15 protein-coding genes and 6 pseudogenes are annotated in these 20,995 nt (G+C 59.4%); 13 read left to right on the plus strand and 8 right to left on the minus strand.

Features of this window, described 5'->3' with window-relative positions; translation table 11 throughout:
* Nucleotides 1-20 precede the first annotated feature (20 nt).
* From AC5V87_RS08115 to AC5V87_RS08135, 5 genes are read left to right on the plus strand one after another with little or no spacing between them, the layout of a single operon-like run.
* Nucleotides 21-284, plus strand: a complete 264-nt coding sequence (locus tag AC5V87_RS08115; RefSeq protein ID WP_495370574.1) for a transposase — start codon at nucleotides 21-23, stop codon at nucleotides 282-284.
* Nucleotides 230-367, plus strand: a complete 138-nt coding sequence (locus tag AC5V87_RS08120; protein ID WP_495372048.1) for a hypothetical protein — start codon at nucleotides 230-232, stop codon at nucleotides 365-367. The genes AC5V87_RS08115 and AC5V87_RS08120 overlap by 55 nt, the downstream gene beginning before the upstream one ends.
* Nucleotides 364-717 (plus strand): IS66 family insertion sequence element accessory protein TnpB, encoded by a 354-nt coding sequence (tnpB, locus tag AC5V87_RS08125; RefSeq protein WP_208089702.1) that lies wholly within the window; start codon nucleotides 364-366, stop codon nucleotides 715-717. Before AC5V87_RS08120 ends, tnpB (AC5V87_RS08125) begins: the two co-directional genes overlap by 4 nt.
* 50 nt (nucleotides 718-767) lie before the next feature.
* A complete protein-coding gene (gene tnpC, locus AC5V87_RS08130; RefSeq protein ID WP_495371852.1) occupies nucleotides 768-2,327 on the plus strand; it encodes an IS66 family transposase in 1,560 nt (519 codons plus the stop codon).
* 29 nt (nucleotides 2,328-2,356) lie between these two features.
* Complete coding sequence (locus tag AC5V87_RS08135) at nucleotides 2,357-2,947, plus strand: UPF0149 family protein (RefSeq protein ID WP_495370575.1); 591 nt, start codon at nucleotides 2,357-2,359, stop codon at nucleotides 2,945-2,947.
* Nucleotides 2,948-2,979: 32 nt separating this feature from the next.
* On the opposite strand, the pseudogene AC5V87_RS08140 reads toward AC5V87_RS08135, so the two are convergent.
* From AC5V87_RS08140 to AC5V87_RS08160, 5 genes and pseudogenes are all read right to left on the minus strand, one after another.
* Nucleotides 2,980-3,636: pseudogene (locus tag AC5V87_RS08140) on the minus strand (IS3 family transposase); the annotation flags it as partial.
* Nucleotides 3,600-5,002: pseudogene (locus AC5V87_RS08145) on the minus strand (IS110 family RNA-guided transposase). The pseudogenes AC5V87_RS08145 and AC5V87_RS08140, both read right to left, overlap by 37 nt.
* A gap of 210 nt (nucleotides 5,003-5,212) precedes the next feature.
* Nucleotides 5,213-5,989 (minus strand): annotated as a pseudogene (istB, locus tag AC5V87_RS08150) (IS21-like element helper ATPase IstB).
* A 17-nt stretch (nucleotides 5,990-6,006) separates the two neighbouring features.
* Entirely contained in the window at nucleotides 6,007-7,557 is a 1,551-nt protein-coding gene (istA, locus tag AC5V87_RS08155) for an IS21 family transposase (protein WP_495370576.1), read from the minus strand.
* Between the two features lie 276 nt (nucleotides 7,558-7,833).
* Nucleotides 7,834-8,106 (minus strand): annotated as a pseudogene (locus tag AC5V87_RS08160) (transposase); the annotation flags it as partial.
* Nucleotides 8,107-8,566: 460 nt separating this feature from the next.
* Between AC5V87_RS08160 and AC5V87_RS08165 the strand changes: the two are divergent.
* The 3 genes from AC5V87_RS08165 (at nucleotide 8,567) to AC5V87_RS08175 (ending at nucleotide 12,681) form a co-directional block, all read left to right on the plus strand.
* Nucleotides 8,567-9,673, plus strand: coding sequence for an ABC transporter substrate-binding protein (locus AC5V87_RS08165; RefSeq protein ID WP_495370577.1), 1,107 nt, complete (start codon nucleotides 8,567-8,569; stop codon nucleotides 9,671-9,673).
* Between the two features lie 140 nt (nucleotides 9,674-9,813).
* Nucleotides 9,814-10,902, plus strand: coding sequence for an ABC transporter ATP-binding protein (locus tag AC5V87_RS08170; RefSeq protein WP_495371853.1), 1,089 nt, complete (start codon nucleotides 9,814-9,816; stop codon nucleotides 10,900-10,902).
* 9 nt (nucleotides 10,903-10,911) lie between these two features.
* A complete protein-coding gene (locus tag AC5V87_RS08175; protein ID WP_495370578.1) occupies nucleotides 10,912-12,681 on the plus strand; it encodes an ABC transporter permease subunit in 1,770 nt (589 codons plus the stop codon).
* 186 nt (nucleotides 12,682-12,867) lie between these two features.
* Here AC5V87_RS08175 and AC5V87_RS08180 read toward each other — a convergent pair whose 3' ends face one another.
* The gene (locus AC5V87_RS08180) at nucleotides 12,868-13,116 is read right to left on the minus strand and encodes a hypothetical protein (protein WP_495370579.1); all 249 of its coding nucleotides are present in this window, start codon (nucleotides 13,114-13,116) and stop codon (nucleotides 12,868-12,870) included.
* An 80-nt stretch (nucleotides 13,117-13,196) separates the two neighbouring features.
* Nucleotides 13,197-13,754 (minus strand): annotated as a pseudogene (locus AC5V87_RS08185) (DDE-type integrase/transposase/recombinase); the annotation flags it as partial.
* 822 nt (nucleotides 13,755-14,576) lie between these two features.
* Between AC5V87_RS08185 and AC5V87_RS08190 the strand changes: the two are divergent.
* Both AC5V87_RS08190 and tnpB (AC5V87_RS08195) read left to right on the plus strand, forming a co-directional pair.
* Nucleotides 14,577-15,278: a hypothetical protein gene (locus AC5V87_RS08190; RefSeq protein WP_495370580.1), complete on the plus strand. Its 702-nt coding sequence runs from the start codon at nucleotides 14,577-14,579 to the stop codon at nucleotides 15,276-15,278.
* Nucleotides 15,279-15,587: 309 nt separating this feature from the next.
* The gene (tnpB, locus tag AC5V87_RS08195) at nucleotides 15,588-15,842 is read left to right on the plus strand and encodes an IS66 family insertion sequence element accessory protein TnpB (protein ID WP_495371854.1); all 255 of its coding nucleotides are present in this window, start codon (nucleotides 15,588-15,590) and stop codon (nucleotides 15,840-15,842) included.
* A 370-nt stretch (nucleotides 15,843-16,212) separates the two neighbouring features.
* Here tnpB (AC5V87_RS08195) and AC5V87_RS08200 read toward each other — a convergent pair.
* Nucleotides 16,213-16,642, minus strand: a pseudogene (locus tag AC5V87_RS08200) (DDE-type integrase/transposase/recombinase); the annotation flags it as partial.
* Nucleotides 16,643-17,009: 367 nt separating this feature from the next.
* Between AC5V87_RS08200 and AC5V87_RS08205 the strand changes: the two are divergent.
* From AC5V87_RS08205 to AC5V87_RS08215, 3 genes are all read left to right on the plus strand, one after another.
* Nucleotides 17,010-17,171 (plus strand): hypothetical protein, encoded by a 162-nt coding sequence (locus AC5V87_RS08205; protein ID WP_495370581.1) that lies wholly within the window; start codon nucleotides 17,010-17,012, stop codon nucleotides 17,169-17,171.
* 175 nt (nucleotides 17,172-17,346) lie between these two features.
* Entirely contained in the window at nucleotides 17,347-18,612 is a 1,266-nt protein-coding gene (locus AC5V87_RS08210; protein WP_495371855.1) for an MATE family efflux transporter, read from the plus strand.
* 1,169 nt (nucleotides 18,613-19,781) lie between these two features.
* Entirely contained in the window at nucleotides 19,782-20,990 is a 1,209-nt protein-coding gene (locus AC5V87_RS08215; protein WP_495370582.1) for an acetyl-CoA C-acetyltransferase, read from the plus strand.
* Nucleotides 20,991-20,995 lie beyond the last annotated feature (5 nt).

Genomic DNA, 20,995 nt, shown 5'->3' on the forward strand with positions numbered 1-20,995 from the left:
GCGAGGAGAAGGCCCGGATCGTGGCGGAGAGCTTTGGGGAGGGTGCGAACATCTCCGAGGTTGCGCGGCGCAATGGCGTTTCGCGCGGGCTGCTTACGGTGTGGCGACGCCAAGTTGCGGCGGCGGTGGTGGGCAAGGCGCCGAACTTCGTGCCAATCCAAATTGATGCCGAGAGCGGTAGCGGGACAGCCGGCCGCCCGAGCGTATTTCGCGGCTACAGACGAAGCTTTTGGAGATCGCCGCGCCGCCGGCCAAGGTTTGCGGGGTTGTCGAGATCGAGGTGAACGGGGCGCGCATCCGGGTCGAGCCGGGCGTGGAGCTGGCGACGCTGTCGACCGTGCTGGCGGCGCTTCGGGGCGTCCGGTGATTGCGCTACGCTCTGACCTCAAGGTGGTGCTGGCGACACAGCCGGTCGATTTCCGCAAGTCGGTGCATACGCTGTCGGCACTGGTGAGCGAAGCGCTGCGTGCGAACCCTTATTGTGGCGACGTCTTCGTGTTCCGCAGCAAACGCATGGACAGAGTGAAGCTTCTGGCGTGGGACGGCAGCGGCATGGTGCTGGTGACGAAGTGGTTGCACCAAGGGCACTTCACCTGGCCGCCGATCCGCGACGGCGTGGTGCATCTCAGTGCGACGCAGCTCGCGATGCTGCTCGACGGACTCGAGTGGACGCGCGTCTCACCCAAGCCTGTGAAGCAGCCGGCCGTTGTCGGCTGAGAGGAGAGGATTTCGCTGGAGCCTCTGGCGCGCGCATGTATCGTCTGGTCATGGCGATTCGCCCTGACGCTCTCCCGACCGATCCAGCGGCGCTGACCGAGATGGTGCTCGCGCTTGACGCCGAGAACGAGAAGCTGCGCGTGGCGATGCAGACGCTCAAGGAGATGATCTTCGGGAAGCGCTCGGAGCGGCTTGCGGCGCTCGTGGCCGAGCAGCTCGCGCTTGAGCTTGGCGATCTCGAGACCAGTGTCACGCCGCCTGCAGCTGCCAACGACGATGCTCCTGCGGCAAAGCCGGCCGACAAGCCGCGCAAGAAGGCGCGCCGCAACATCGGCGCGCTGCCCAAGCACCTGCCGCGCTGTGAGCAGGTGCTGGAGCCGGAGGCGACCGCGTGCCCGTGCTGCCCGAGTCAGCTTCACAAGATCGGCGAGGACGTCAGCGAGGTGCTGGACGTGATTCCGGCGATCCTGCGGGTGCTGCGCACGATCCGTCCCAAATACGGCTGCCGCAGCTGCACCGATGGCGTGGTCCAGGCGAAGGTGCTGCCGCGTCTGATTGAGAGTGGCATGGCGTCGACAGCCCTCGTGACCCACGTGGTGGTCTCGAAGTTCGCCTGGTATCTGCCGCTGTACCGGCAGGTGCAGATCCTGGTCGGCCAGGGCATCCATCTTGACCGCGCGACACTCGCCGGCTGGGTGAAGCGTGCCGCCTGGTGGCTCCAGAGCCTGTATGAGCTCCAGCTGCGGGTGATCCAGGCCGCACCGCGCGTGTTCTGCGACGAGACGCCGATGCCGGTGCTCGATCCCGGACGACATCGCCCCCGTATGTGCCAGTTCTGGGCGCATGCCATGGATGATCGGCCGTGGGGCGGCCCTTCGCCGCCGGCGGTGGCCTACGTGTTCGCCGGCGGCCGTGGCACCGAGGAGATCGCCCGACAATTGACGGGCTTTTCCGGCATTCTGCAGGTGGATGGGTATGCCGCCTACAAGGCGCTGGCCCGCGGTCATGGCGGCGCGATCCAGCTCGCCTTTTGTCTCGCCCATGCCCGCCGCAAATTCGTCGAGGTCTTCAAAACGACCCAGTCGCCGTTCGCGCGCGAGGTGATCGAACGGCTGCAGGCGGTCTATGCGATCGAGGCAGAGATCCGCGGCAATAGTGCGGAGCAGCGGCTCGCCGTCCGCCGCATCAGGAGCGCACCGTTGATGGCGGCGCTCAAGGCGCGACTGACCGAGATAGTCGGCCAGCTGTTCTCCCAGTCGAAGCTGACAGAGGCGATCAACTATGCGCTCAATCACTGGGACGGACTGACGCTGTTTCTCCGCGACGGCCGCGTCGAGGTCGACTCCAACACGGTCGAGCGTTCCATGCGCCCGATTGCCATGGGAAGACGCAACTCCTTGTTCAGCGGCAGCGAAGGCGGCGCCGAGAGCTGGGCCATCCTGGCGTCGATCGTGAACACCGCAAAACTCCATGAGCTCGATCCGCAGGCCTATCTGACCGACGTGCTGGAGCGCATCGTCTCCGGGCGAACCGAGAGCCATCAACTGCACGAGCTGCTCGCCTGGCACTGGAAGGCGGCGCGCCAGCGCACCGCACAGGCCGCTGCGTGAGCCCACGTCGCCATAAAGCATCGTCATCGATGGCCGCCGCCGCGATGCCACTTGCGGAACTCGAGCGATGGCTGCAGGCTCGCGTCGATCAGCATCCTGCCGCCACCAATCTCCCTATGCTCGACGGCTACGTCGCCGCAATCGTGGCCGGACCGGTGTCGATGAGCCCACTCGACTGGATCTGCCCGCTGCTCGCCATCGATGCCGATGCCTTCAACCACGGCGGCACCCCGGCGTTTGCAGCCATATCGGCCGTCGCGCTGCGCCACAACGACATCAGCAACACCCTCTCGACCGCACCCGACAGGTTCGCGCCGATGCACCGGCGCAAACCCAGTGGAGACGTCGATCCGCGACCATGGTGCCAAGGCTTCTATGCCGCGATGCGGCTCAAGCTATCGGCGTGGGCGCCGTTGCTGGACGCCAGCAACGTCAATCACGGCCTACTTCTGCCCATCCTGCTGCACTGTCGCGACGATCAGGGCCGTCCGCTGCTTGGACCACCACGAAGCGGCCGCGAGACCAAGAACTTTCTGCGTAACGCCCACGCCGATATTCCGGCGGCGGTCGAGGCCTTGCGGCAATACTGGATGCCGATCCGCTACGCCCGCGCTCGCTGATCAGCGCGGACGTGGGAGCTCATACCGGTTACCATCAAGCGCTGGAACTGCTCGCTGGTGTACTGACTGACCTGGTCGGAGTGGTGCAACAGGGCGTCCGGCTTGCCGCGTCGCCAGACGGCCATCAGCAGGGCATCGGTTACCAACTGAGCTGTCATGTCGGCGCTCATCGACCAACCCACCACCCGGCGCGAGAACAGGTCGATCACCGCTGCGACGTAGAGCCAGCCCTCGCTGTCGAGAGATAAGTAAAGTCGGCGATCCACTTCTGGTTCGGCCGCTCGGCGGCGAACTGCCGGTCAAGGAGGTTCGCCGGCACGGTCTCGAGCTGTCGATCGCCGCTGTCCTTCGGCAAGCGCCGGCGTCGCGGCCGCGCCCGCAAGCCTTGCAGGCGCATCAGCCGTTCGATTTGGTGCAGGCCACAGCCCGCCCCATCGGCGAGCAGATCACGCCACACCCGGCGCGCACCATAGGTGCGGTCGCTCGCCATGAAGCTGGCCGTCACCTTGCCGCCGAGCTCTTCCGTCGCTGCGGGACCTGGCGCTGGGCGAGCGATTCAGCCAGGCATGGAAGCCCGACCGCGACACCCCCAGCGCATCGCATTGCCATGCCACCGGCCAGATCGTCCGGTGCTTCGCGATGAAGACGAACTTCATATCGCTTCCTTCGCGAAGAAGGCTGCGGCCTTCCTAAGAAACAGCCGGATTGGCGTCCCCGGAATGGCCTGCAATAGGAGGCCTAGCGATTTGGCCGTCCGCTGAAGGTTGGCGACGACGCGGCTGCGATATTGTTGCTCATATTGGTTGGCACCCGGATCGCTGTAGCTCATGCCGTGCCGGAGCGTGTTGTAGAATAAAACCGCAATCTTGCGGGCGGTCGCCGTTACGGCCTTCGACTTACCCGCCCGTGAGGACAGCCGACGATAGAATGCACTCCCAGCGCTGTATCACTTCGACCGACCGTTGTGGCCGCCAACCGCAACAGTGCGGCTGCCCGACTGGAGGATCGTCGCGTACGCGAAGACAGCACCTTGCCGCCGGAAATCTTGTTGTCCGGTGCGAGGCAGAGCCAGGAGGTGAAGTGCTTGGCGCTCGGCCATGCCCTCAGATCTGTGCCGCACTCGCCGATGAGCTTCAAGGCGAGCGACGGACCCAACCCATGGATCTCGGTCAGATCGACGCCGAGCACACCATACAGCGCGGTCCTGACCTCGAACCTGGGTGTGTTGACCTGCTTGGTCTTTACGCGTGGTCTGGGTAACTTTCTGCCGGTTTTGTCCCTCTGTTGCTTAACGCAGCGATCAAGACTTCGAGCTTGCGATCGCAGTCCAGCATCTTCGCCTGGTAGACGTCGTAGAGTTCCAGCGATTGGGTCAGGGCGAAGACATGTTCATGTCGGTTGTTGCCCCACCAGTGCGGCGCGGATCGTCTCCATGGAAGAATGGCAACGTGCATCCCGGTAGGTCGCCAACACGGGGATTGCGTTCGCCCGCAACAATAGCTCGAATGATCCGCATGCCAGTCGCGCCCCTGATATCCGAGACCACGTGATGGAGCTGCAGGTTCATCTCCATCAGGCCTTCTGCATATGCTGGATATGGGCAGCGGCATATTCCACCAACCGCTCCCGCTGGCGCAAATAGGCGCGCAGGGTTGCAATCTCGGCATCAGGTCGGAAGCTGCCGCGTAACAGGCCATAGGAATGAAGCTGGCGCAACCATGCGGCATCGCTGACATCACTTTTGCGCCCGGGCACGTTCTTTGCGTAGCGAGCATTGACCAGAATGACCTCAAACCCGCGCTGCTCCAGGATCTCGTGAACCGGGATCCAATAGACCCCGGTGGATTCCATCGCGACACTCGTCACGCCGCAGGCCTTAAACCAGTCTGCCAGATGATGCAGGTCTTCTGTGAATGTGCCGAACGTGCGCACTGGCATATCAGCGCAGGCTGGGTTCACCGCAGCCATGTGCATCTTTGATCCGATGTCGATGGCGGCCGCGCCGACATTGACCGGCTTCAGCTCCGGGCGGTCACCAGTCGTCCTCTTGAGCATAAGCGTGTCCTACATTTAATGATGGGCAGGAGGGTCTGGGTTATGCCAATCGTCATCTTCCTAATCGGGATCGCCGCCGGAGCAGCGTCACCACTCCCAAGTGCGTATTTCGCAAAAACGGGACAGTGGTTTCGCTAACTGACGGACAGCAGTTTCGCTAAATCGCGGACAGCGTGGCGGCGCTGGCTTTTGGTTGCCTGGTTGTTGAAGTCAGTTGGTATTCGTTTCGCTGTTTTCGACGTCGGTCAAGGGGCGCGCGGCTTTTTTCCTTCGCATGCTGTCGCCTTCGAGAGCGATGCGGTGGGAGTTGTGGATGATCCGGTCGAGGATAGCGTCTGCGATGGTCGGCTCGCCGATCATGTCGTGCCATTGCGCAACGGGCAGCTGGGCGGTAATCAAGGTCGATTTGCGCCTATAGCGCTCTTCGAAGATTTCAAGGAGATCAAGGCGCTGCTGATCATTGAGGGTGTGGGTGCCCCAGTCGTCGAGGATGAGCAACTGGACCCGTGCGAGCTTGTCGATGAGGCGCGGGAAGCGACCATCGAGACGGGCCATGGCGAGGTCTTCGAACAGGCGCGGCATACGCAAATAAAGGACGGAATGATCGAGCCTGGCCGCCTGGCGTCCGAAGGCGCACGCCAGTCAGGTTTTACCAGTCCCGGTCAGGCCGGTGATGATGAAGTTCTCATGGGCTTTCAGCCAAGCGCCTTGCGCCAGTTGGAGAGTGTTGCGCCGGTCAAGGCCGCGGCGGGACGCGAAGTCGACGTCTTCGATACAGGCGTCGACGAAGCGCAGCTTGGCTGCGGCGAGGCGATTGGTCAGGCGCCGGTCGGCACGCATGGCGGCTTCACGATCGAGCATCAGGCCGAGCCACTCATCCCGGCTGAGATCGGCGGCATTGTCCTGTTCGGCTAGTTGCCTGTAAGCGGCCGCCATTCCGGCAAGGCCGAGCGCCTGCATCTGCTCGAGGGTCGGGTGGGTCAGCATCGCGATGTTCCTTTCCTTCATTGATAATAGCCCCCACCACGGATGTTGGTGTGCGAGGGGGTGGCTTTGACGGGTGCGGCAGCAGGGCTCGCGCGGTCGAGCCCGGATTTGAGGATCGCCCTCACCGAGGAGTAGCTGATCGCGTTGATGACGAGTGCCCGCTCGCAGGCCGCTTCGAGCCGATCGCGCTCGTAGCGCCGTGCCAGGGCGATGATCCCCATGGCGGAGCGATAACCCTGCTCGGGATGCGGGCGCTCACGCATCATCCGCTCGACCAGAGTGGCGGTGTTGACGCCGATCCGCGCCGCCATCTTGATCAAGCTCGCCGGCGTCATATTGGCATAACGCTGATGGGCCTTGGGCATGTGCTCGTTCACGGTGACATGGCCGCCGCGCTGAGAGCGGCGCACATGGCTGGCGACACGCGTGTGATCCTGGAAGATCTCGACGGCTCGATAGGTGAGCCGGATGTCCACCCGACGGCCGATCAGCCGGTGCGGCACTGAGTAAAAGGTCTTGTCGACTTCGACGTGATAATCGGGATGGACCTTCGCCGTTTTCCATTCGGCGTATTCGAACGGTTCGCTCGGCAGCGGGGTCAACGCAGCGCGCTCGATCTCCTCGAACAGCTGCCGGCGGGATTTGCCGATATGGCGCATCGGCCGATGGTTCAGCTCCTCCAGCAAACCGCCGATCGCAGTATTGAGATCGGTCAGGTTGAAGAACCGCCGATGGCGCAGCCGTGCCAGAATCCAGCGCTCAACAATCAGCACCGCGCCTTCAACCTTGCCCTTGTCGCGGGGCTTGCGGCTGCGGGTCGGCAAAATCGTCGTGTCGTAGTGCTCGGCCATGGCGCCAAAGGTTTGGTTGAGCGTCGGCTCGAACCACAACGCCTTGACGACCCCGGCCTTCAGATTGTCGCAGACGATCGCCTTGGGAACTCCGCCGAAGTACGACAAGGCTCGGGTCTGGCCTTCGATCCAATCTGGTAGTCGCTGACCGAAGCTTCCCATAGCGAAGGTCAGCGACGAGGCCCCGAGCACCGCGACAAATATCTGCGCCTGACGGATCTCGCCGGTTTGCGGATCGATCACCTCCACCGTCGGACCGGCATAGTCGGTCTGCATAACTGCACCCGCCGCGTGGCGATGACGGAAGGTCGGGTTCGCCCGGCGCCGATAGACGTCAAACTTCTCGCAGAACCACGTGTAACCATAGCCCTCGGGATGCGCCGTCCGGTATTCCTGCCACAGCAGCGTCAGTGCCACGCCCTTGCGCTTGAGCTCCTGCGCGACCCGCAGCCACTCAGGCTCACTCAAGTCCTGCGGAGGCCGCCCGACCCGCCGGAACAGAGCCCGCTGCAACGCCGCCTCGCTCGCGTAAATCGGCGGTAACGGCCAGCTTAAGCCCGCCTCGCGTGCCCGCAGCAGGTAGGTGGCAACCGAGCTCTTGCTGATCTGCAGCCGTTCCGAGATCTCCCGAACCGACAGGTCCTGCTCGTACGTCAGCCTCAGGATCGATCGTAGGTCCTTCACAGTGGTTCGTTTCGCTTGCTTCCGTCTCGGCATTGCCCCTCTCAAACTCAGCTTGAGAGAGAACATTGCCTGAACGGCGCTCCCGAAAACCAACCTCCCGCAACTGTCCGCGATTTAGCGGAATCCCTGTCCCGGAATTACTGAAATCGCTGTCCGCGAATTACCGAAATCGGTGTCCGGAAATTGCCGAAACACGCACCCAAGTCCGCATGCGCCCATGGACCACGTTTTCTAACGGGGATTCTGCCTCCAATAAGCTGACGGCCGCTACCCTCCTAGCCAAGAAGATAGCATCTACCCCGCGCAGGCGCGCCACAACGCTGGACAGTTTTTTAGGATATCCCGCTCGGCCTTCAACTTGGCGACCTCACGGCGCAACCGCTCGATCTCCTGCTGCTCCGGCTTCATTTGCCGTGGCCGGGAAAGGCCTGCACCGGATCGGAGCCGAACTCCTTCACCCATTTGCGCAGAACGTTCTCATGAACATCCAGGTCGCCCGGCCTGCGCCACCGACACCTCACGCTCCCTGACCAGCTTGATCGCCTCGATCTTGAACTCGCGACTGAACTTCCGTCCCTTCATCGCCCTCCTCCGGCTTCATGAAATACCTAATCTCGGTTTCCATCAAACCGGCAGCAGCTCAACCCGCCTGCTCGCCTTCCTAGGTAGAGGCACTCTGAGCGCCTCAACTATGCCGAATGAAGTGGGAAACCGTGCACGCGATCGACGTGATAGCGACGCGCCAAGCCGGACCCGTTCGGCATAGACCGGCGGGCGACATCTTCCGGAAGTTTGGCTTGGCGCGCTCGCGGGTAAATCTCCGCATACCCGTTGTCTCGGCCAACGGCCTGTTCCGTCGCCACGATGCCGCCGGGTACCTCGCGTGCTCACAACGGGCTGAATGCGGCTCAGCGGAACCTTCCCTTGCAGAATTTCGGCTCCAGGCGCCTCCATATTGATCAAATTCAGATTCAGCAGCCCGGTAATATTTGCGTGAGCGATACCTCCTTTGTCGACATAGTAAAATAATAGGTAGAGGAACATGACCCACTTGGTAAACCGCAGACGTCTCATGCAGGCGAGCTCAGCCGCTGTTGCTGTGACGGCGCTGGATATTGTCGCTGGCCGGGCTTCGGCGCAGCCGAAGAGCGAGCTGCGAGTTCAGCTCTACGGCGGCGACGCGGGAAGAGCAAACATTGAAGCTTACGTGAAGCCGTTTCAAACCGAGACCGGGATCAAGGTGACTCCGATTACTGATGATATCACCTTGGCTCAACTTGAGCTGATGGTCACGAACAATAACGTTACGGCCGATGTGGTAGCTCTGAGCCCAGCCCAGAACTTTATCGCAGCTAAGAGAGGACATCTCGATCAGATCGACTACTCGATTTATAGGAAGGAGGAACTGGAGGGCATCTTAGATTTCGCCAAAAAGCCTTTCGGCGTTTCCGGGATTATTTATTCCGCGGTTATGTTCTATAATACGGAGAGAATTTCCGGCGTCAGACAGCGTCCGACCTCGTGGGCCGAGTTTTGGGATGTCAAGAAGTTTCCTGGCGTTCGTACCCTCATGAACGGCCAAGGCGGGGCTGAAGGTCCTTGGGAGGAGGCACTGCTCGCGGACGGCGTGCATGCAGATGCGCTTTACCCGATTGATATTGATCGTGCTTTTGCCAGCTTAGACAAAATCAAGTCGCATATCCGGAAGTGGTGGGTATCTGGGTCAGAGATCCAGCAAATCATGCGCAGTGGGGCCGCGGACTTCGGGAGTTGCTATGACGGGCGGGCGGGCGTGTTGATCGATCAGGGCGCGCCGATTGAGATTAGTCGGAATCAGGCCAAGCTCTACAGTGATTACTGGGCGATCCCGAGGGGCAGCCCGAACGCTCAGAACGCGCAAAAGTTTATCGAATTCGCCACCCGTGCCGACCGCCAGGCGGCCTTCGCTCAGCTCATGCCGTACGGTCCTAGCAACCTCAATGCCTACAAGCTGCTTTCGGAGGAGAGGGGGCGCCGGCTTCCGAGTCATCCTCACCATTTGAAGAGCGGAGTTCTCGTCAATGCAGGGTGGTATAGTGAGATTGGGGCGGACGGGCGGCCGAACCAAGAGCGGCTTCGAGAGCGCTGGAACGATTGGATTCTTCGTTAGCTCAAACATCTTCCGACACATACCGCGACTTCAAATCGAAGAAGTCGCGGGCAAAATCCGGTGTATGCGCAAGTGCGGATAGACGGTGCACCTTGCTATTCGGGTGCGAGACTCAGACGTTCTGGAGCATCAAAGTGAACATGTATGTCAGACATTCAGTCGATGCCGAGGGTCGAGCATTGAAAACAGAGCCAGCTGCTCCGCAAATCGAGTTTCGTAACGTCATTAAGCAATACGGGCCGATTACCGCGGTTGAAGACTTCTCGCTGATCGTTCAGCAAGGCGAGTTTCTTACAATCCTCGGTCCGAGCGGTTCGGGTAAAACTACAACCCTCATGCTGCTCGCGGGCTTCGAAGCTCCCACGCAAGGCGACATTCTTATCGCGGGAAAGTCCGTTGCGCGTGTGCCGTCGTATCAGCGGGACCAAGGCGTTGTTTTCCAGAGTTATGCGCTGTTTCCGCACCTTTCGGTGCGCCGGAATCTCGAGTTTCCGCTCGAAATGCGCGGCATGAACGCCATCGAGAGGGCAAGTCGGGCCGACCGAATTCTGGAGCGCGTACACCTCAATGACTTGGGGAATCGCATGCCGTCACAACTAAGTGGCGGTCAGCAGCAGCGCGTGGCGCTTGCCCGCGCATTGATAGCGGATCCCCCGATTCTTCTGCTTGACGAGCCGCTGAGTGCGCTCGACCGCAACCTGCGCGAGCAGATGCAGGGTGAAATCAAAAGCCTGCACAAGGAGTTCGGCATCACAACTGTCTGCGTCACACACGACCAAGAGGAAGCGCTCACGTTGTCCGATCGCATCGTGGTCATGCGCGCCGGCCGGATCGAGCAGACCGACACGCCGGAGGCACTCTACGACAGGCCAGCGACACGGTTCGTGGCGAATTTTCTGGGCGAGGCCAACATCTTGGATTGTCCCAGTTTCGAAGTCGAAGCCGTTGTCCCGCAGCCGCCTGGCACTGTAGCGATGCTTCGGCCGGAACGTGTCTGCATTGCCGCTCCCACAGCGTCGCAAAGAAATGATGCGGACCGGCGCCAGTTTGTCACCGGCACCGTGGACGATATGATCTACGCTGGTCCATTGCGCAAATACCGTGTGCGCGTCGGAAGCAGCGTGCTAATCGTGCGTGAGCATGTCGCCTCGGGACAACAGGTCTTCCGACCGGGCGCTGAGGTGCGGCTTGAGTGGCTGCGATCCGACATCCGCTTTGTCGAGGTGTGAGGCAGTGGCATGAAAACAATTCAGAAGCTCTGGCGCATGCCAATCGGGCTCACGATACCGGCTTTCGCTCTCCTGCTCGCCGTGTTTGGCATACCGACCGTTCTGCTCTTTCTGACTAGCTTCAACGCGCCAGCCTTTTCCTTAATTAATTATCACGCGTTCATCGTTCAGCCGGCGAACATACGCGTGCTTTTGCAGACCGTCGAAGTCAGCCTGGTGTCCACGACCATCTGCGTGATCATCGGCTACCCCATGGCTTATCTGATCACAGCAGCCTCGAAGGGACTACGCGCGGCACTCATCGTGCTCATCGTCATCCCTTATCTGACTAGCGGTCTGGCGCGCACCTACGCTTGGGTCGCGATCCTTGGCGACCGAGGCTTGATTAACAATGTGCTGTTCGAACTCGGGCTGATCTCGAGCCCTCTGGCTCTCATTTACAATCGCACGGCGGTGTACATTGGTATAGTGCATATCATGCTGCCGCTGATGATCCTGCCGTTGATCACCGTCATGCTGGGCGTCGACAAATCCCTTGTGGCTGCGGCCCGCAGCATGGGCGCGCGCCCCTTTGCCGCCTTTTGGCGCGTGTTCTTTCCGCTCAGTCTGCCCGGCGTTCGCAGCGGCTCTCTTCTAGTGTTCGTACTCTGTCTTGGCTTCTACATCACGCCAGCCGCGCTCGGCGGGCTACGAGACGCTATGCTCTCGACCTTCATCGCGGCGCAGGTCTCGTCCTCATTCAACCTGGCTCGCACCGCCGCCTCGGCGTTCATTCTCCTCGGTATCGCCGCAATCATGCTCTTCGTGCTCGGGCTCGATCTTTCTGGTCCGCAAGGTCGTGCGGCGCAATCCGCGCGCGAGTCTTCGCGGAGATGGCTGCCATCATTTGGCTCCTTAACACAAGAGTTCGCGACGCGGTATCGGGCTAAGCGTTGGGCGGCCAAGCTCTTCCAGGTCGGTGCTGAGAGCCCCTGTTGGAAGATCATTGGCGCTGTGTTCGTTGTGCTGACCATGTTCTATCTGCTGTTTCCGGGTCTCATCGTCATCATCATGTCTTTCAGCGCCGGAACGTTTCTGCAGTTCCCCCCGAAAGGCCTTTCAATGCAGTGGTACCGCTCCTTCTTCTGTGATCCGTCCTGGACAGACGCCACCTTGACCAGCATTCAGATCGGCATTGCGGTCGTCATCCTTTCGACTATCGCCGGTACCCTCGCGGCCTACGGCCTCAGCCGTACCCGTCCGCAGTTACGCGCCGTCCTAACCATGATTCTCCTAACACCAATCACCTTTCCGAGTATTGTTGTCGGCATCGCGGCCTATCTCGGGCTGCTCAACCTCGGAATGATCGGCACGATTACCGGTGTCGTCTTGACGCACAGCATCGGATCCATCAGCTATGTCGTCGTGATTGTTTCGGCGACTCTGGCGAATTTTGATCTGCGACTGGAGCGAGCGGCGAAGAGCATGCGGGCCGGACCGCTGCAGACCTTCTCGAAAGTGACACTGCCGCTAATCCGGCCAGGCATCATCGGCGGAGCTATGTTTGCATTTCTGCACTCCTTCGATGAAGTTGTCGAAACGTCGCTAGTCAGCGGACTCTCGATTCGTACCTTACCACTGAAGATGTGGGAGAACATGCGCAACGATATCGACCCGACGATCGCCGCAATAGCATCGCTGCTAACGCTTCTGCCGGTGCTCTGGCTGATTGTCCTCTACGCCGCGTGGTGGCGGGGGAGAACGTTGGCTAAGAACGTGCCCCCGGTCCTCGCGCCTTGAGCTGTCGGTTCCAGATATTTAATTTGCACGATATTGTCTCGGCAACCTTATCACCAGATTGCCGACCGACCTGAATCAACGACGTCTTGATCAATCGACCTGGACGTTGTCTGGCGGGAAGCCGCATTGATATCCAGTGACTGCGAAGCAGATTCCCAGTTATGGCTCGAGACACGGTGGTGGTCACTACTTGATGTCCATTAGCAAGCCTTTGAGAATCGCGCGGGCATCGAGCGTGACTTGAGGCGCGGCTGTGGCGCGATCATCCCGATGATTGATCCAGAGATTGTGATCGAGACCCCGTCGGGGCTTGAGCGCAAGTTTGCTGCGACTTTCGCTGATTGGGCAGCCGACGATCCCGCCGGAGACGCTGGTTCTGCGAGGAAGGACGAACGACTGAAACGACTCGGCACTGCCCTGCCACTGAGTTTTCATCCAGCGGCGGTTGGACTCTCGGAGTTTTGTGCAGCGAGACCGAACTTTGGACCACCCAGAACTCGAGTTTTGCGCTTCTTTCACAATGGCGGGCTGGTGACGCCATCGCGGTTATGCAGCGCAATCGGCGGTCGATTGCCGATCGCCCCATGGGGACGCTCCAGCCTTTTCTGGGCGTCCGCAAGGCTGAGGAACCAATGAGCGTTGAGGCATTCGGCCCGGAAGCGCCCGTTGAAGGCTTCGAGGAAACCGTTGTCGGTCGGCTTGCCAGGCCGCGGGAAATCCAGCGTGACGCCGCGGTGATAGGCCCATAGGTCAAGATCGCGCGACACGAACTCGCTGCCCTGATCGACGCGGATCGTCGCCGGGTATCCCACTTCCTTGCAGGCCCTTTCCCGGATCGTCACGACGTCGCTGCCGCGGAAGGTGAACCGGGGCTGCAGCGCTGGCGAGAAGCGGGAGGAGATATCGACGATCGTGAGCACGCGCAGTTTATGCCCCGTCGCCAACTGATCGTGGACAAAGTCCATCGCCCAGATCTCGTTCGACTGCGCCGCTCGATGATCGCCGTCAGTTCGTCGTTTTCCCGAGATTTCTTGCTCACCGCGCAGCGGAGGACCGGAAGATGCGAGATGCAGAATACTTCTGCAGAAGTCAGCTGTAATAGCGTGTCAGAAGCGGGTGGCACGGACAGCTCGTCGAGTGCTAGACGTTCATCTGGTCGAATAGAGACTCGTTCGGCAGGGCGCGTCGTGTTGTCTCAAGGTAGTTGGCGAGCTGCTGAGTTGGAGTCGCCTCCTCCTCAACCGGCCAGCTCAGCCCTGTGGCTTCGAACCTATAGATCGTGAGCCCCACAGTTGAGGGTATGGTCCCAATTCACCGCCTGATTCTCGGATCGCAAGCCCCGGCACCTGCCACATGGCGCGTCACAAGCCTCTCGGCTTACAATCCACTCGTCTCAATGCCGGAAGAGGGACCCTGTCAGAGCTAAAACAGGCCGCTTCACTGGCGATTTCATCCCGGAATGGGGGCGATTCCATCTAGGAACGGTGTTGATGTCGAGCGGAATCAGCTGTTCACTTCTCTGGCCGAGCCCTGCCCCGATATAGTGGCGATCGACTGCAATGAAGAGCGATTAAAAAGTTCAGCTCGAGAGGAAGGCGCCCACCGAATTGGCCTTCTGGAATCCGCGCCCAGGTCAGCCGCTGTTGTGCGATGTCAAGGGCTCGGCGTCGGCTTTCCTTAGACTACTGCCAACACAAATCCAACAGCTAGAGCGGATTGAGGACCTGACGTTGGGCAAAGTCACCGTTGCTATCTCGTCCGGATGATCAGCTCCTCACGATACCTCGTTCCCACTTAACCCGGTAGTAGCGCCAGACTGTTTAACGATCTAACAGAACTACGATCGCGCCAAGGCCGCGACGCGGCTTCTCGCGATCGAGACAGGGCACACAGCAATGAAACACCTAGTCGATCCGTTACAAGTCTCCCGCTTCCTTCAAGTGTATGACCAAGCCGCCATTCAGAAAGGCGTCAAGCTCTCGATAGGATTCGATTTTTGTGAGTACGTCTCGATCACGAAGAATCTTCCGACAAAAGGGCGGACGTATCCAATTTTTCGGCCTGATCGCTCTCCCATTAAATCCGGCGAGGGATATTGGGTTGTCGGCGCTGACAAGAATAACGATATCGTTCTTGTAGAGGCTGCTCGGCTGTATGATCTTTCGAACACCACTCTTGCGGAACATCTAGAATCTCTAAAGTTCTTCTACGCTGATCCGAGCAAGCATGCCCATCCTGATGATAGTTGTATCTGCAGAGCACCACATGCGCGGCAGATCAGTGGAAAGGTGGTCTTCCACGGAGACATTTGGGTGCGCAGTGACTTTAGGCGACGGGGTATGCCCAAGATCATGGCAGGGATAGTGCGCGGTGTGTCTCTTGCCATGTGGGCTCCTGATTTTACATGCGGTCTTGCAGGGCGGTGGTCCGTCGACAAGCGTGTATACGATATATCGCACTGTGAACCTGATGGTGCAATTTTAAGACTCGTGGCAGAGAACGTCGTGGACGATGATTGGCTTTTCTGGACGACTCGTGAGGACTTAATCAGGTTAGTCAGCGGTCAGGATGGAAGGGCAATGGCGTTACCACCGTGATCTAAAGACCGATCCGCCGGCTAGCACGTTGGCGCTCGACCAGTAGCCAAGTTATTTAGTCTCACGCGCGAGTTCCTTCACACCTATGTTCGCATCTGAGGCCGTCGGGCAGCCGCGGCCATCGCCGGCTAGAGAGCGCGCGAGGGGCAGCATAATCGCGATCGAGCTTGGCGGCTGCCGGGTCCGCCTTGACCGTGACGTGGACACTGAAGCGCTGTAGCGGTCCTCGAGCTTCTGAGACGGTGATGATTCCGATCCCAAGCAAAGTCAGGGTCAGGATCCAGCGGTCCCGCAGACATGCGCCGCGGCATGCAAAGCCTGGCGCTCGCGGTCCAGGAGAGTTTGGAGCGCGCCCCCAATGCGGGTGATCTCTACATGTTTCGCGGCCGCCGCGGTGATCTGGTCCAGATTCTTTGGCATGACGGGTTAGGCATGTCGCTCTATGCCAAACGCTTGGATCGCGGCAAGTTTATCTGGCCTTCGACGTCGGGAAGGCGGTATCGATCTCGGCGGCGCAGATGGCTTATATGCTCGACGGCATCGATTGGAGGGATCCCCAATTAAGCTGGCGGCCGTTGAGCGCTGGCTAAGCTGCATGTTTCGCGGGATCCTGAGCACGGATTTCAGAGGATCGTGAGCAGAGATTTCAGACGATCGTGAGCACGGATTTCGCGGGATCGTGAGCAGCTTTTCAGTGGCTCAGCCCGCTTCGGCCGACAACTCAACCGGCTTAGGAACTGCCTCGTCAGTGAACGAGGAAGGCCGATGCCCAACCAGAGATTGTTGATGCGCCGGATCAAAGAGGTTCTCCGCTTAAAACATGTTCAAGGCTTGCCGGAGCGAGCCATCGCGCGCACCCTGGGCATCAGCAACGGTGCCGTGCAAAAAACTCCGAGACTCTAACGGCCGCTGGATGAAAACTCAGTGGCAGGTCAGCACCGATGAAGGCATTTTCGGTCGGTTGCCGGGCCGCGAGAAGTTCAGTCTGACGCAGCGCTCGTAGGCCCACAGGTCAAGATCACGCGACACGAACTCGCTGCCTTGATCGAGGCGGATCGTTGCCGGGAATCCCGCTTTTTTGCAGGCCACTTCCCAGTACCTCCACGACGGCGGTGCCGCGGAAGGTGCGCCGGCGAGAAGCGCGAGCAGATATCGACGATCGTAAGCACGCGAAGCCTGTGTCCGCTCGCCAAATGGTCATGGACGAAGTCCATCGCCCAGGTTTCATTGGTCTGACCTTCCGCCCTATCCCCGCGTAGCTTGGCCTCTTCACACGATGCTTCGGCATTTTGCTGCTACGCTGCGTCTGGTTCTGCCAGAACGTGGACACGGCGATACCCGTAGCGAGGGCGTGCAGAGTGAATTCTCTAGCTGGATCAAGGTTTGCGAGGCAAGCCAAAAGCAGACGTGGCTGCGCTTGATCAGCGATGCGACGAGGCTCGGGCTACTTGTTTGGAAGGCGACCTTTCGTGTGCCGCTGTCGGAGATCCGACACAACTACCAGCCTCGCTCAAAACAAACGCCTGCTTTCGAATGCCCCGCCTATTTTCATAAGCGGAACGGAAATTGCTCATTGGCATCTGGATCCGCCCCAGAAACTGTTCAGGGAGAGTGACAGCGCAGATATATCGAAAGGTCGAGTGCCATGGATAAATCAAAACCGCCGAGCACAGAGATTGAGATCACTCACGTGGCGCTGACGATCAATATTCCTCTAGGAGGCCAACATAAATGAGCGTCCACTTCATATTCGTTCGCTGGCACGGCCATGACGCGCTCTGCGAGCTGCTCGCTCGAAGCGAAGGAGCAATACTGATGCGGATGGCGCTGGAGAGTCATCCTAACCTGATGCGTCTCAACAGGCACTACGACGAGATCATTCACAAAGATTGATCCGTCGGCATCTGAGAGACGACACGTTCGGACGCGTGCGACACGTTTGCCAGCGGCGCTGCCCATGACCAAATCACGATCGAAACTCATAGGCGGTGCGAGCGTTGGATCGCGCGCGGTGCATCTGTCCAGCAAGATAACAACGGCCAAGTTTTTCGCTATCGCACTTCCGGCGATGCTCGTCAATATAACCACTCCATTGATTGGAATCGTCTCAGCCGCAGCGATCGGCCAGCTCGGAGATCCCGCCTTGCTCGGAGGCGTGGCGCTAGCTTCAGTTATCTTGGACTGCCTTTTGTGGTTGTTCAGCTTCCTGCGATCTTCCGTTGTCGCTTTCACGGCGCAGTCGCTGGGGGCCGGCGACATTGAAGAATTACCGGCTCACTTGGCGCGCGGTCTCATCGTGGCCGCTGTAGTCGGAGCAGCACTCATTCTATTGCAGGCGCCGATCGCGGCTCTTTTGCTCGGGGTAATAGGCGGCACCAGCAATGTGACAGCTGCCGCAAGCGTGTACTTGGTCATCCGCATTTGGTCGTCGCCTCTCGCACTTGGCAACTATGTCGTGCTGGGCTGGCTAATTGGTCAAGCGCGTTCGAAGCCTGCGGTTCTCCTACAACTCGTCATCAACTTCACCAACGCGTCGGCTACAGTCTTGTTGGTTCTCGGCCTCGATTTTGGCGCTGCCGGCGCCGCTATTGCTACGGTGATCGCCGAGGCCATTGGCCTTTTGCTCGGCATATTGATGACCCAGCGGATGATGCGCGGACGGCTGGCTGTGCCGGCAAAAGCACTTCTGGACGGTTCAAAACTTATGCGAATGCTGACTGTCAATCGCGACATCATGATTCGTGCCGCGGCCATGATCACGGCGCTTCTCTTCTTTACCTCGCGAGGCACACATTTTGGCGATGTAGCCTTAGCCGCAAACAGTGTGCTGAGTACATTTCTGTGGGTGAGTGGCTTTTTACTCGACGGGCTCACCAGTGCGGCCCAACAGCTCTGTGGCCACGCCTTTGGCGCTCGAGACAGAACAGGCTTTTCCACGGCGACGCGGCTGGTGGTATCTTGGGGCGCTCTCTTGGCAGTAGTGATGACGGCGATGTTTGCACTATTTGGGCCAGCGCTGATCGCTGCCATTAGCTCGAGCCAGGACGTATGCCGCTTAGCGCGCGAGTATCTAGCCTTCGTCATTGTCTTACCGCTAGTTGGAGTATTCGCATCCGCTTTTGACGGTGTCTATATCGGCGCGACTTGGACGCGAGAGGTGCGTAACTCAATGCTGGCCTCTCTCGCTATTTTTCTGCTTGCCTGGGTTGAGTTGCGCTCATTTGGCAACGCGGGCCTCTGGGGTGCGCTGCTGGTGTTCTATGCCGCACGTAGCGGCTTGGGAGCGTTACGTTATCCGGCGCTCGTCAAAGCGTCGTTTGGGAAGGCTAGATGAGCGTTTGTCCATGGATTGTGATCGGCACTGCTGGCGACCTTGTAGTTTGCGCCTTAGTTACCCGATGCCGGCTTTCAAGCTTGCTTGAAACCGCGGCTGAGTTCTTCAAAACCTGCTACAACGATTGTGGAAGATCCGTCCTCACTAGGAACTATCAGTTGTTCTTTACAGTTCGTCAGCGGATCGGCCCCAACCAGTCACGCGTTGGGCAATGGCCGGACCGGCGTCGGTGCACATGTCTCTTGAACATGCTGGAGGCTGCCAGCAGGGGTGAGACGACGCGCGAGCGCCTCTAGGAGCTTTGATTACGTGCGCCTCGCCAGACTAACCATGTGGAAGTCGGCACGCGAGATCGATGTTGTCACTGAGGAGAACTTCCAAGCCACAGTTCTGAAGAATTTGGTGCTCTAGCCTGACGGGCTCACTCCGTTGGCAGAGCTTAGGGGACAAGGAACATTTGCTGATCACTATGGAGATCGAGGGCGGCCTCATTTGTGTCGCTGCGTCGGCGAAAATGATGTTCAGGCGTTCACCGACTTTGTCATCGAAAACCTGATCGAGCTCGTCAGGTTCTACGAAGAAAACCCCAAGCTGCTCACGCGCTGGCAGCGGGAATGATCCAGCCACCCTACGGTCCGTGCACGGTTGCGCACAAAAAAGGGAAGATTTCGTATTTCATCCAGCCAATCGTTGTTCGGTATTCGACAAGGTCTGGTGCGTCGGTAAGTGTTAATCCGCGGTTCGCGATGCCCAAATGTTGCAAGGGTGACCCGGGCAACACGTTAAATAAGTCCTGGCATGACTATTGCTGCACCAGGAAATTGAGGAGCAACAACGCTGGTAACAGCCCTACTGGATCCAAGTAGCGCAAAGCGCGATGCTCTTTGTTCTTTGAGCTGGCCCTTGATACAAAACGACGAGATAGAAGCCATGCAGAGAATCAGTGGTCAGGTTCGTCCTTATGTTAGAGCGAAGTACCCTCGGTCTCTCAAGTCCGCAGGCTTCCGCATAAAAAAATCCGGAGGGGTTATATCACCCGGAGTGTATTCCTGCGTCGCGGCCGCAGGCTGGCCGCTGTTTCGTGGATACCCGGTGCCTGTTTTCGCCGGGCCAATCAAGCCACTTTTGAAATCCGCTGTTCGGTATTGGTCTCATTTAGGTGAGGTAGCATGCCTGAGGCATTCATCTATGATCACGTTCGTACTCCACGAGGTCGCGGCAAGCCGGACGGCGCGCTACATGAGGTAACCGCACTTCAGCTAGCCTCCGTGCCACTCAACGCACTCAGGCGGCGGAACAACATTCCTCGCGATATGATCGACGACGTTATCCTCGGCATCGTCGATCCCATCGGCGAAGCCGGTGGCGACATCGCTCGGTTTGCAGCCCTCAAGGCGGGGCTCGGTGATGCCGTAGCCGGCGTACAGATTAATCGGTTCTGCGCTTCAGGCCTTGATGCCGTGAATTTTGCAGCCGCCCAAATAATCAGCGGTCAGCACGAACTCGTCATTGGCGGCGGCGCTGAATCTATGAGCCGGGTGGGCATGGGCTCATCCGGCGGCGCCTCGTCGATGGATCCCACAGTGGCGATACCCACCTATTTCATGCCACAGGGCCTGTCGGCAGATCTGATCGCAACCAAGTATGGCTTCTCACGCAACCAGGTTGATAGCTATGCCGTGCAGAGCCAGCAGCGGGCGGCAAAAGCATGGGAGCTGGGTCGCTTCAACAAATCGGTCGTGCCCGTACAAGATATCAACGGGCTTTCTCTCTTGGACAGGGACGAGTACATTCGCCCAAACACGACTCTGAAGTCGTTGGCACAGCTCAAACCAGCATTTGAGGAGGGCGGGCAAACGGGCAGCTTCGACGCTGTCGCCATTCAGTCACACCCTGAACTTGAAGGCATCAACCATGTGCACCACGCCGGCAACTCGTCGGGAATCGTCGATGGCGCTGCAGCAGTGTTACTCGGCAGCAAGAATTTCGGTGTGAAACACGGGCTCAACGCACGCGCACGAATAAGAGCGTTCGCTAATATCGGTTCAGAGCCCGCCATCATGTTAACGGGTCCCCTCGATGTCACAAATAAGTTGTTCGCACGCGCCGGCATGAATAAGTCGGACATTGATCTCTTTGAGGTCAATGAGGCGTTCGCTTCAGTCGTCTTGCGCTATATCCAAGCGTTCGAGATCGATCACGACAAGATCAATGTCAATGGTGGCGCGATTGCGCTTGGCCATCCACTAGGCGCCACCGGCGCGATGATCTTAGGCACCGTGCTCGACGAGCTCGAACGCAGCAATAAAGAAACCGCCCTAGTGACCCTATGTGTTGGCGGCGGCATGGGGACTGCCACAATCATCGAACGGGTGTGAAGGCA

It is taken from the genome of Bradyrhizobium sp. SOJA106 (genome assembly GCF_059448745.1).